Below are 10,994 nucleotides of genomic sequence, written 5' to 3'. Positions count from 1 at the left end.
TCCGGCCCCCCCTTCGCGGCCTCCTCGCGCCGGGGATCCCGTGGGGGTCGGTTATTCCCGGCCAACTTTGGCGGCCCCCCCCGGGTCGGGGCGCGTCCCCCGTCTGGGGGGCCCCCCGGCCTCTCCGCGTGTTCGCCTTAGTGGAACGAGTCGCCGCAGGCGCAAGACCCGCCGGCGTTCGGGTTGTCGATCGTGAAGCCCTGCTTCTCGATCGTGTCCACGAAGTCGATGACAGCGCCTTCGACGTACGGGGCGCTCATGCGGTCAACGGCGACCTTCATGCCGTTGAAGTCGACCATCGCGTCACCGTCGAGCGCACGCTCGTCGAAGAACAGCTGGTAGCGAAGGCCGGCGCAACCACCGGGCTGGACGGCGATGCGCAGGTGCATGTCGTCGCGGCCCTCCTGGTCGAGCAGCGCCTTGGCCTTGACGGCGGCCGCATCGGTCAGCGTCACGCCGTGGCTGGGCGCCTCGGAGGCGGTCGAAGCGGCATCCTGAGCGGTCGTCATGGCTCTCCTAAGAGGTCCTTTGCGGGCGGTTCACCCATCAACAACACGGGCGTTCCCCGCCTTGTTCCTCCACCCATGGTCCCACAACGGCACCTCATGACGCCCTAGGTGTCCACTGTCACGTAGACCACGCTCAAGCCAACCGATATATCAGTGCGCTTCCGCTACACCCTCTAACGCGGCCCTCTAACGCGACCACTGGGCGGCCACGTGCCGGGCCGTTGCAACGACACTTTTGCGGGCGTCCGCAATCGACTGTTGCACAGAGCCCACGTGCTCGGACACCGAGTAGGCGGCCTGCACGCCCGCGGCGCCCATCTCGCGGCGGCCGACGGTGACCTGGCCCGCGATGGCGATGCACGGGATGCCGCGTTCGGCGGCGCCGCTGGCGACGGCGGTGATGAGCTTGCCGCGCAGGGACTGCCAGTCGAAGCTGCCCTCGCCGGTGATGACGACGTCGGCGTCGTCGAGGGCGGCATCGAGGTGGGTGAGCTCGCGTACCAGGCCCGCGCCCGACGTCACCGTCGCTCCCAGCGAGAGGAGTGCGGCGCCGAGCCCTCCGGCCGCTCCGGCACCCGATATATCGGATACGGGCTTGAGGACGTCCATCGCGGCGAGCTTGGCTTCGAGGCGTTCGACGGCCTCGGGGGACGCGCCCTTCTGCGGGCCGAACGTGTGCGCGGCGCCGTGCGGGCCGAGGAGCGGGTTCTCCACGTCGGAGGCGGCCACCAGCGACGTGCCGGTCAGGTCGACGCCGGCGCCGGACAACGCGTCGGACAGCGCGGCGAGCATGCCGGCGCCGCCGTCGGTCGTGCCGGAGCCGCCGAGGCCGACCGTGATGACATCGTTGTCACCCGCCGCTGCCGCGATGAGCTCGCCGACGCCTCGCGTCGTCGCGGTCTCGCAGGCCTGCGGGCGGAGCTCCGCGGGGATGAGGTGGAGTCCGCAGGCTTCCGCGGACTCGATGTATGCAGCCCGTACACCGCTGGTGTGCACGCTCAGCCAGCGTGCCTCGACGGGCGTCCCGAGCGGGCCCGTGACGCTGATATATCGGATATCGCCGCCTACCGCGGCGTGCAGGACGTCGACGAAGCCCGGGCCTCCGTCGGCCAGCGGGCGTTGGACGACGACGTCGTCGGGCTTGGCGTCGTGCCAGCCGGTGGCGATGGCGTCAGCGGCCTCGCGGGCGGTCAGGGTGCCGCCGAAGCAGTCCGGAGCGATGAGTACGCGCACCTCGCGAAAGGTACAGAAAACCCGCTGCCCTACCCTGGTGGTGTGAGGTTCCTGCGCCGCAACGCCGCCGACACCGATGCCCCGGCCACCGAGCCGACCGACGAGGTCGCCGACTCCAGCCGCCCCGCGGGCAAGGGCAGGCCCACGCCCAAGCGGCGTGAGGCCCAGGGTCGGCGTTCCGGTCCGGTGCCGCCGCCTCCCCGCACGCAGCGCGAGGCGTTCAAGCGCATGCGCGGCAACAAGGTGAGCAAGGAAGAGCGCCGTGCCGCGGCCACCGAGCGTCGTCAGCGCATGATGGCGGGCGACGACAAGTACCTGCTGCCGCGCGACCGCGGTCCGGTGAAGGCGTACATCCGCGATCTCGTCGACTCGCGCCGCAACCTCATGGGCCTGTTCATGCCGCTCGCGATCCTGGTGTTCGTGGCGCTGCTGACGCCGTCGCTGGCCGTCCAGCGCTACGCGACGCTCGCGACGACGTTCATGCTGATCGCGATGGTCATCGAGGGCATCGTGCTCGGCCGCCTCGTCACGAGGAAGGTGCGGGTGAAGTTCCCGACCGAGCCGATCAAGGGCCTGTCGATCGGCTGGTACTCGTTCATCCGCGCGAGCCAGATCCGCAAGCTCCGCGTGCCCAAGCCGCGGGTGAAGCCCGGCGACGCGATCAAGTAGCCGAACGGTTGCGCGAGAAGCAGCGCAAGCTCCAGCTGCCGGAGAGGCTCCGCTGGGACCACAACGCGTGGTACCGGCGGTGGCTGCTCCGGCAGTTGCCGTCCGAGGCCGGCTCGGCGCTCGACGTCGGTTGTGGGCTCGGTGACCTGGCGCGGTCGGTGAAGGCTCGCGAGGTCACCGCCATCGACGCCAGCGCCCGCATGATCGAACGGGCCGCGGCGACGAGCGATGAGGTCCGATGGGTCCACGGCGACGTGCTCACCCACGACCTCGGGCGGTACGACGTCGTCACCGCCGAGGCGAGCCTGCACCACCTGCCGTTGCGAGAGGGTCTGACGCGGCTCGCGGAGCTCACCAGGCCCGGCGGGCGGCTCATCGTCGTCGGGCTCTACATGACCGCGACGCCCGCGGACAAGGCGATGGAGCTCGTCACGTTGCCCGCGAACGCACTCGTCGGTCTCGCGAAGGCCGTGCGCGGCACCGGCGAGCGGCCGCACGACCCCGAGATGCCCGTGGTGATGACCGCTCCGACGTTGAACGAGATCCGGGCGGCCGCGCGGGAGATCCTGCCCGGAGTGCGCGTGCGCAGGCGTCTGTTCTGGCGGTATTCCATGGTGTGGCACGCGCCCGAAGTTCATTAGCAGCACGAACGATTTCGGCTAAGCTCGGATGTATGAAGTTCCGTCGACTCGGCCGCAGCGGCCTGTCCATCAGTGAGATCTCGTACGGCAACTGGCTCACGCACGGTTCCCAGGTCGAGGAGGACCAGGCGCACGCCTGCGTGAAGGCGGCGCTGGAGTCGGGGATCACCACCTTCGACACCGCCGACGTCTACGCCAACACGGCCGCGGAGTCCGTGCTCGGCCGGGCGTTGCAGGGGCAGCGGCGCGAGTCGCTGGAGATCCTGACCAAGGTCTACTGGCCGACGGGCCCCGGCGGTCCCAACGACCGCGGCCTCGGCCGCAAGCACATCATGGAGTCGGCCAACGCGTCGCTGAAGCGCCTGCAGACCGACTACGTCGACCTGTACCAGGCGCACCGGTACGACCACAGCGTCCCGCTGGAAGAGACGATGCTGGCGTTCGCCGACCTCGTCCGCCAGGGCAAGGTCCTCTACGTCGGCGTCTCCGAGTGGACCGCCGACCAGATCACCCGCGGTGCCGCGCTGGCCCGCGAGCTGAACGTGCCGTTCGTGTCGCACCAGCCGCAGTACTCGATGCTGTGGCGCGTCATCGAGCCGCAGGTCGTCCCCGCGTGCGAGCGCGAGGGCATCAGCCAGATCGTCTTCTCCCCCATCGCCCAGGGCATCCTGACCGGCAAGTACCTGCCGGGCGCCGACGCGCCGGAGGGCTCCCGCCTGGCCGACGCGCGCGGCTCGCAGATGATCTCGCGCTGGATGCGGGACGACGTGCTCAACGCCGTGCAGCAGCTCAAGCCGATCGCCGAGGAAGCGGGCATCACGCTCGCGCAGCTCGCCGTCGCGTGGGTGCTGAAGAACCCGAACGTCGCGTCCGCGATCATCGGCGCGTCGCGTCCGGAGCAGGTCGTCGAGAACGTCAAGGCCATCGACGTCGAGCTCGGCGACGACGTGCTCAAGCAGATCGACGCCGTCCTCGAAGGCGTCATCACCGACGACCCGAGGCTCACCGCCCAGGGCTAGCCAGCCAATGCAGGTCAGCCCGTGGGGTGCAGGCTCATCGGGCCGTACACCTCGGTGTCCGAGTGCAGCAGCGTGACCTGGTCGACCCCGGCGTCGAGCAGGTCACGCCACTCGGCGCCGAACCACTCCTCGGCCTCGGCCTGGTCCGCGAACATCACATCCGGGCCCGCGACGTCGCGTCCCTGTGCATCCTGGTAGCGCCAGCGGTATTCCACGGACGAAGGCTAACTCTCTTGTCACGTCGCACGCTCGTGCTCGGTGGAGCACGTTCGGGCAAGTCAGCGCATGCGGAAGGTCTGCTCACCGAGCCGATCGTGACCTATGTCGCCACCGCCCGCCGTTACCCGGACGACCCTGACTGGGACGCACGCATCGCGCTGCACGTCGCGCGGCGTCCGTCCACCTGGCACACGGTCGAGGCGTCCGCGCCCGCCGACCTGCCCGCGTTGCTCACGGCGACGCAGTACGAGGACCCGCCGATCCTGGTGGACGACCTGTCGACCTGGCTCGTCGGCGTGCTCGACGACGCCGAGGCCTGGGAGGGCGACGGCACCGACGCGATCACGCGCGGGGTCGACCAGCTCGTGCGTTCCGTCGCCACGTGCCGGGCCCGGCTGGTGCTCGTGACCGCGGAGGTCGGCCTCGGCGTCATTCCGTCGACACGCTCTGGCAGGCTCTTCCGCGATCACCTCGGTGCGCTCAACGCGCGCGTCGCCGAGGTGTGCGACGACGTCACCCTGCTCGTCGCCGGCATCCCTTTGAAACTGCGATAGGAGCGACCAGGTGAGCACCGAGTTCCCGCCGGTTGAACCGCCGGACGAGACCGTTCTGCGCGAGGCCGAGGCCCGGCACGCGGTGCTGACCAAGCCGGTCGGCTCGCTCGGCAGGCTGGAGGAGCTGGGCAACTGGATCGCCGCCTGCCAGGGCGTCGTGCCGCCGAAACCGTTCGTGCGGCCCCGCGTCGTCGTGTTCGCGGGCGACCACGGCATCACCGCGCAGGGCGTGTCGGCGTTCCCGAGCGAGGTGACCGGCCAGATGGTCGCGAACTTCATGACCGGCGGCGCCGCGGTGAACGTGCTCGCGCAGGTCGCGGGCGCCACGGTCCGCGTGGTCGACATGGCCGTCGACGCGGACACCCCGGCGGCGGTCAGCCAGCACAAGGTGCGGCGCTCGTCCGGGTCGATCGACCGCGAGGACGCGCTCACCCGTGAGCAGTGCGAGCTCGCGATCGCGGCCGGTCGCGCGATCGCCGACGAGGAGGTCGACGCGGGCGCCGACGTGCTCGTCGCGGGCGACATGGGCATCGGCAACACCACGCCCGCCGCCGTGCTCATCGCGTCACTGACCGGGTCGGAGCCCGTCGCGGTCGTCGGGCGCGGCACGGGCATCGACGACCAGGCGTGGATGCGCAAGACGGCGGCGATCCGGGACGCGCTGCGCCGGGCCCGCCTGGTGATCAGCGACCCGGTCTCCCTGCTCGCCACGGCCTCCGGCGCGGACATCGCCGCGATGGCCGGGTTCCTGGCCCAGGCCGCGGTGCGCAAGACACCGGTCGTGCTCGACGGCGTCGTCGTCGGTGCGGCCGCCGTCGTCGCCGAGGAGCTGGCGCCGGGCGCGCGCGAGTGGTGGGTGGCCGGGCACCAGTCGGCCGAGCCCGCGCACGCCATCGCGCTCGGGCACCTCAACCTGAAGCCGCTGCTGGAGTTCGAGATGCGGCTCGGCGAGGGTTCCGGTGCCGTGGCGGCACTGCCGTTGCTGGTCTCGGCGGTGAAGGTGCTCGCGGAGATGGCGACGTTCGAGAGCGCCGGCGTGACGAACCGCGAGGACACGAACCGCGAGAACGCGCCCGAAGAAGCTGCGGCCCAGGAAGCTTCGGCCCAAGAAAATTCGGCTGGGTGAAGCTCGCGTTCTCCTGGCTGACGGTCCTGCCGCTGCGCGTCGACGACGTCGACCGCAAGGCGGCGGGCCGGGCCATCGCGTGGACGCCCGTCGTGGGCGTCGTGCTCGGCGCGTTCGTCGTCGGCGTGCTCGAACTGCTGGCGATATCCACTATATCGGCGTTGGTGTCGGGGTTTCTGGTCGTCGGCGTCGTCGCGCTGTCCACGCGCGGTATGCACCTCGACGGATTGGCCGACGTCGCTGACGGGCTCGGGTGCTATGGGCCACCAGAGCGCGCGCTCAAGGTCATGAAGGACGGCGGCGCAGGGCCGTTCGGCGTCGTCTCGCTGATCGTCGTGCTCGGAGCGCAGGCCGCCGCGCTCCCCCAGGCTCACTGGGGCGTGGTGTTGCTCGCGTTCGCGACGAGCCGGGCGGCGTTCGGGATCTGCTGCCTGCGCGGCGTGCCCGCGGCACGGCCCGAGGGGCTCGGTGCGCTCGTTGCGGGCACACAGCATCCGTTGGTGGTCATCGGCACTTGGGTGGTGCTCGCGGCGGCGGCGATTCCGCTCGGGTGGCGCGCGGTCCTCGCCGTCGTCGTCGCGTTCGCGCTCGTGTGGCTGCTGGTGAAGCACACCGGAAAGCGTTTCGGCGGCATCACCGGTGATGTGCTCGGTGCTGCCGCCGAAATCGCGCTTCTGGCCGTGCTGGTGATCGCTTAGGCCTTCAGGGTCGTCATCCAGCCGTGGGTGTCGGCGACGTGGCCGTGCTGGAGGCCGGTCAGGCTCTCGCGCAGCTTCTTCGTCACCGGTCCGGTGCCGCCGTCGGCGACGTCGAACTCGCCGCCGGCGTGCTTGACGTGGCCGACCGGCGTGATGACCGCCGCCGTGCCACAGGCGAAGACCTCGGTGAGCTCACCGGAGGCGTTGGCCTTCTCCCACTCCTCGGTCGAGATGCGGCGCTCCTCCACGGTCAGGCCGAGGTCGGAGGCGAGCGACAGCAACGAGTTCCGGGTGATGCCGGGCAGCAGCGTGCCGGTCAGCTCGGGCGTGATCACCTTGTCCCCGAAGACGAAGAACAGGTTCATGCCGCCCATCTCCTCGACCCAGCGGCGTTCCACCGCGTCGAGCCAGACGACCTGGTCGCAGCCCTTCTCGGCGGCCTGCGCCTGCGCCACGAGGGACGCGGCGTAGTTGCCCGCGAACTTGGCCGCGCCGGTGCCACCGGGGGCCGCGCGGACGTACTCGGTCGAGAGCCACACGCTCACGGGCTTGACGCCGCCCGCGAAGTAGGAGCCGGCGGGAGAGGCGATCAGCACGTAGAGGTACTCGGACGCGGGTCGCACGCCGAGGCCCTTCTCCGTGGAGATCATGAACGGCCGCAGGTAGAGGGACTCCTCCTCGGCCGAGGGCACCCAGCGGTCGTCGACCGCGAGGATCTGCCGCACGGACTCCAGGAAGAGCTCGTCGGGGAGTTCGGGCATCGCCATGCGGCGGGCCGACGCGCGGAAGCGCTCGGCGTTCGCCTCGGGGCGGAAGGACGCGATCGAACCGTCGGGCTGCCGGTAGGCCTTGAGCCCTTCGAAGATCGCCTGGCCGTAGTGCAGCACCATTGCCGCGGGGTCCAGTGCGAGGGTGGAGTACGGGCCGACTTCAGCGTCGTGCCAGCCCTTCTCGCGGTTCCAGCGGATCGTCACCATGTGGTCGGTGAAGTGCTGCCCGAAGCCCGGCTTGGCAAGTACTTCCGCTACGCGTTCCGGGGTCGCCGGGTGCGGGTGGGAAGTCCGGGTGAAAGGCAACTCGCTCGTCATGGGAGCACGGTAACCCGCAGGTGGGGATACGGAAAATCCTGTTCCCAAAACTCGGACGTCCTACTAAGTCAGACTCGATAGAGTCCCCGGCCATGACCGAGGCGGAAAGATCTTCGAAGGGTGCGGACGTCCGCACCGTCTTACAGGCCGCGCTGCTCGTCCTGGGCACCGGTATGACGTTCCTCGACGGCTGGGCGTTGTGGGGTGGCGGCGGCATCGTGGCCGCCGTGTTCACCGCCGGAACGTTCCTGTTCGTCTACTGGGCGCTCACCAGGGAGAAGCCCGCCATCACCAACGGAAGGATCATCGGGCTTGCGGTTGGCGTTGGCGTGACGCTGCTCGTTTTCCTCTCAACGCAGACGTGAGGCCGATGAGCCCGGTGCCGATGCCCAGCCCCGCGATCGTGAGCAGCATGGCGGGTATCGGCAGGCTCATGGCGAGCAGCACGGAGAGTCCGAGGCCGAGGCATGCCGTGCGCATCGGCCACGTGCGGTCGTTCTGCAGCAGCACGCGCGCCGACGCGTTGGTGAAGGCGTAGTAGAACAACGTCCCGCAGGCCGCGACGCCCAACGCCGTCGCCATCGGCATCAGGAACACGGCGAGCGCGGCGGCGACGACCACGACGAGCGTCAGCGCGCCGGACTTGAGACGAGTGGGCAGGTCGCCGTCCTCGGTCAGTCCGGTGAGCGTGCGGTGCGCGGACGCGAGGACGAAGTGCAGGGCGGCCACCCCGGCCACCGCGGCGGCGATCTGCACCAGCGGCACCAGCGCGGCCGAGTCCGCCGCGACGAGCGCGTCCCTCAGCGGGGCCGGGGACAACGCGAGGCGCGCGCTGCCGAGCTGACGGAACACGCCGGCGCCGACGGCCAGGTAGACGACGAAGGACAGTCCGATCAGGACCGGGATCGCGACCTTCAGCGCCGCCACCGAACGCGGCTTCTCACCGCGGTGCGGGGCGGTGACGCGTTCGAAGCCCGCGAACGCCATGAACATCAGGCCGGCCACGCCGACGAGCTCGTTCACGGTGCCCGCCTCCCCCGCCGCCGGCACGGGCGCGATCGAGAAGCTCGCCGCGACGACCAGCGCCAGGACGACGAGGACAACCACCGACACCGCCGTGCTGACACCGGCGGTGAAGCGGAACCCGGCCGCGCCGAGCAACGCCGTGGTGACGACGAGGGCGAGCGCGCCGGCCATCGGCCGGTCCGGCACGACGTACGCGCCGAACATCAACGCCACCGCCGCGGCCATGGCGCACCGGCCGAGGAGGTGTGCACTCGCTGTCATCCTCGCGGGCCACACGCCGAGCTGCGCTCGTACGTATCCGTAACCGCCGCCGACGTCCGGGTAGGCCCGTGACTGGTCGGCGGTGGAGAAGGCCGAGCACAGGGCGGCGACCGCGGAAATGGCCAGCGCCGGGAGCGCCCACCAGCCGGCAAGGCTTGCCGCTGGGGCGAATCCGGCGAAGACCCCTGCTCCGAGCACCGCGGGAAGACCGAGCGCGACCGTCGTGACGATCTCGCGAGGCGTGTGGGTCACGGGTACACGTTCTCAGATGCGGCATCCGGCCGTAACCACCCGGTCGGTTGATGCGTGAAACGGGCGAATCGCCACTGTGCGCAACTGTCAACGTCACGGATTGCGGCGAACGTGGCGGGGCTGGGCATTGGTGGGACAGTCCGACCTTTAGCATGGGTCACGATTCCGAGCCCCTCGCACGCACACCCTGGAGCAGCACGTGACAGCCCCGAAGCTGGCCCTCACCGAAGGTGACCTGAGCACCACCGCCGCGGACGCAGTCGTCGTGGGCACCCTGCAGGGTGCGGACGGTCTGGAGCTCGCCCCCGGTGCCGAAGCTGTCGCCGCCGCGTTCGACGGCGCGCTGCTCGACGTGCTCGGCACGCTCCGCGCGTCCGGCAAGGCCGACGAACTGGTGAAGGTGCCCACCTTCGGCAAGATCGCCGCCCCGCTGCTGCTGGCCGTCGGCCTCGGCAAGTCCGCGGGCGAGGAGCAGGTGCGCCGCGCGTCCGGTGTCGCCGCCCGCGCGCTGGCCGGCAAGAAGCGCGCGATCAACACGCTCGCCGCCCTGCACGTGGGTGCGGCCGCCGAGGGCACGCTGCTCGGCGCGTACTCGTTCACCGAGTACAAGTCGGACAAGGGCGAGGGCGCGGTCGTGAAGGTCGACCTGCACGCCGCCGGTTCCAAGGAGAACAAGGCCGCGCTGAAGGCCGCCGTCGCGATCGCCGAGTCCGTCGCCATCGCGCGTGACTTCATCAACACGCCGCCGAACGACCTCTACCCCGCCTCGTTCGCCGCCCGCGCGGAGAAGCTCGCCACCGCGGCCGGTCTCGACGTCGAGATCCTCGACGAGAAGGCGCTCAAGAAGCAGGGCTTCGGCGGCATCCTCGGCGTCGGCGTGGGCTCGACCCGCCAGCCGCGCCTCGTGCGCATCTCGTACAAGGGCACGAAGGCCGTCAAGAAGGTCGCGCTCGTCGGCAAGGGCATCACGTTCGACACCGGCGGCATCTCGATCAAGCCGGCCGCGGGCATGGACGAGATGACCTCGGACATGTCGGGTGCCGCCGCGATCGTCGCCACGATGGTGCTCGCCGCGAAGCTCAAGTACCCGCTGGAGATCATCGCGTCGATCCCGATGGCGGAGAACATGCCGTCCGGTGACGCGTACCGCCCCGGCGACGTGCTGACCATGTACGGCGGCAAGACCGTCGAGGTGCTCAACACCGACGCCGAGGGCCGCCTGATCCTGTCCGACGCCATCGTGCGCGCGTGCGAGGACAACCCCGACTACCTGATCGAGACCGCGACGCTGACCGGCGCCCAGGTCGTCGCCCTCGGCAAGCGCACCTCGGGCGTCATGGGCTCCGACGAGTTCCGCGACCGCGTCGCCGCCATCGGCACCGCCGTCGGCGAGTCGGCGTGGGCGATGCCGCTGCCCGAGGAGCTCCGCGCGGACCTCGACTCGCGCCTGGCGGACCTCGCGAACGTCACCGGGCACCGCTGGGGCGGCATGCTCGCGGCCGGTCTGTTCCTGCGCGAGTTCGTGGCCGAGGGCGTGCAGTGGGCGCACATCGACATCGCCGGTCCGGCGTTCCACACGGGCGGGCCGTACGGCTACACCTCGAAGGGCGGCACCGGTGTCCCGGTGCGGACCATCGCCGCCGTGCTGGCGGACATCGCGGCCAACGGCTGAGTCCTGCTTCCCGCTCGACGGGCGGAG

At 70.6% G+C, this 10,994-nt stretch carries 13 protein-coding genes; 8 read left to right on the top strand and 5 right to left on the bottom strand.

From position 1 onward, the window contains the following. Positions 1-137: 137 nt before the first annotated feature. Positions 138-509 (bottom strand): HesB/IscA family protein, encoded by a 372-nt coding sequence (locus tag ACWF7A_RS28030; protein WP_089922497.1) that lies wholly within the window; start codon positions 507-509, stop codon positions 138-140. A gap of 186 nt (positions 510-695) precedes the next feature. Then, positions 696-1,742: a glycerate kinase family protein gene (locus ACWF7A_RS28025; protein ID WP_452253465.1), complete on the bottom strand. Its 1,047-nt coding sequence runs from the start codon at positions 1,740-1,742 to the stop codon at positions 696-698. Between the two features lie 42 nt (positions 1,743-1,784). Here ACWF7A_RS28025 and ACWF7A_RS28020 point away from each other — a divergent pair, with 42 nt between their 5' ends. Genes ACWF7A_RS28020 through ACWF7A_RS28010 form a run of 3 tightly spaced genes read left to right on the top strand, consistent with a single transcriptional unit; the run spans position 1,785 to position 4,071 of the window. After that, complete coding sequence (locus ACWF7A_RS28020; protein WP_452253464.1) at positions 1,785-2,411, top strand: DUF3043 domain-containing protein; 627 nt, start codon at positions 1,785-1,787, stop codon at positions 2,409-2,411. 8 nt (positions 2,412-2,419) lie between these two features. Then, positions 2,420-3,052, top strand: coding sequence for a class I SAM-dependent methyltransferase (locus ACWF7A_RS28015; RefSeq protein WP_452253463.1), 633 nt, complete (start codon positions 2,420-2,422; stop codon positions 3,050-3,052). A gap of 32 nt (positions 3,053-3,084) precedes the next feature. Continuing rightward, positions 3,085-4,071, top strand: a complete 987-nt coding sequence (locus ACWF7A_RS28010; RefSeq protein ID WP_452253462.1) for an aldo/keto reductase family protein — start codon at positions 3,085-3,087, stop codon at positions 4,069-4,071. A gap of 14 nt (positions 4,072-4,085) precedes the next feature. On the opposite strand, the gene ACWF7A_RS28005 is transcribed toward ACWF7A_RS28010, so the two are convergent. Beyond that, complete coding sequence (locus tag ACWF7A_RS28005; protein WP_452253461.1) at positions 4,086-4,286, bottom strand: hypothetical protein; 201 nt, start codon at positions 4,284-4,286, stop codon at positions 4,086-4,088. 18 nt (positions 4,287-4,304) lie between these two features. Between ACWF7A_RS28005 and cobU the strand changes: the two genes are divergently transcribed. From cobU to cobS, 3 genes are read left to right on the top strand one after another with little or no spacing between them, the layout of a single operon-like run. Further along, on the top strand, positions 4,305-4,844 hold the full coding sequence (gene cobU, locus ACWF7A_RS28000; RefSeq protein WP_452253460.1) for a bifunctional adenosylcobinamide kinase/adenosylcobinamide-phosphate guanylyltransferase: 540 nt from the start codon (positions 4,305-4,307) through the stop codon (positions 4,842-4,844). Positions 4,845-4,854: 10 nt separating this feature from the next. Next, positions 4,855-5,970 (top strand): nicotinate-nucleotide--dimethylbenzimidazole phosphoribosyltransferase, encoded by a 1,116-nt coding sequence (gene cobT / locus ACWF7A_RS27995; protein ID WP_452253459.1) that lies wholly within the window; start codon positions 4,855-4,857, stop codon positions 5,968-5,970. Beyond that, entirely contained in the window at positions 5,967-6,668 is a 702-nt protein-coding gene (cobS, locus tag ACWF7A_RS27990) for an adenosylcobinamide-GDP ribazoletransferase (RefSeq protein ID WP_452253458.1), read from the top strand. Before cobT ends, cobS begins: the two co-directional genes overlap by 4 nt. On the opposite strand, the gene ACWF7A_RS27985 is transcribed toward cobS, so the two are convergent. Then, positions 6,665-7,756, bottom strand: coding sequence for a branched-chain amino acid aminotransferase (locus tag ACWF7A_RS27985; RefSeq protein ID WP_452253457.1), 1,092 nt, complete (start codon positions 7,754-7,756; stop codon positions 6,665-6,667). The two genes, cobS and ACWF7A_RS27985, sit on opposite strands and share 4 nt — an antisense overlap. 92 nt (positions 7,757-7,848) lie before the next feature. On the opposite strand from ACWF7A_RS27985, the gene ACWF7A_RS27980 reads away from it, so the two are divergent. Next, complete coding sequence (locus ACWF7A_RS27980; RefSeq protein WP_452253456.1) at positions 7,849-8,121, top strand: hypothetical protein; 273 nt, start codon at positions 7,849-7,851, stop codon at positions 8,119-8,121. Here ACWF7A_RS27980 and ACWF7A_RS27975 read toward each other — a convergent pair. Then, positions 8,060-9,295 carry an amino acid permease gene (locus ACWF7A_RS27975; protein ID WP_452253455.1) on the bottom strand — a complete coding sequence of 412 codons (1,236 nt, stop codon included), beginning with the start codon at positions 9,293-9,295 and terminating at the stop codon, positions 8,060-8,062. The two genes, ACWF7A_RS27980 and ACWF7A_RS27975, sit on opposite strands and share 62 nt — an antisense overlap. A gap of 199 nt (positions 9,296-9,494) precedes the next feature. Between ACWF7A_RS27975 and ACWF7A_RS27970 the strand changes: the two genes are divergently transcribed. Beyond that, positions 9,495-10,967 carry a leucyl aminopeptidase gene (locus tag ACWF7A_RS27970; RefSeq protein ID WP_452253454.1) on the top strand — a complete coding sequence of 491 codons (1,473 nt, stop codon included), beginning with the start codon at positions 9,495-9,497 and terminating at the stop codon, positions 10,965-10,967. Positions 10,968-10,994 lie beyond the last annotated feature (27 nt).

This window comes from Lentzea sp. NPDC055074, assembly GCF_053608005.1.
This window is presented reverse-complemented; position numbering and strand designations above follow the sequence as displayed.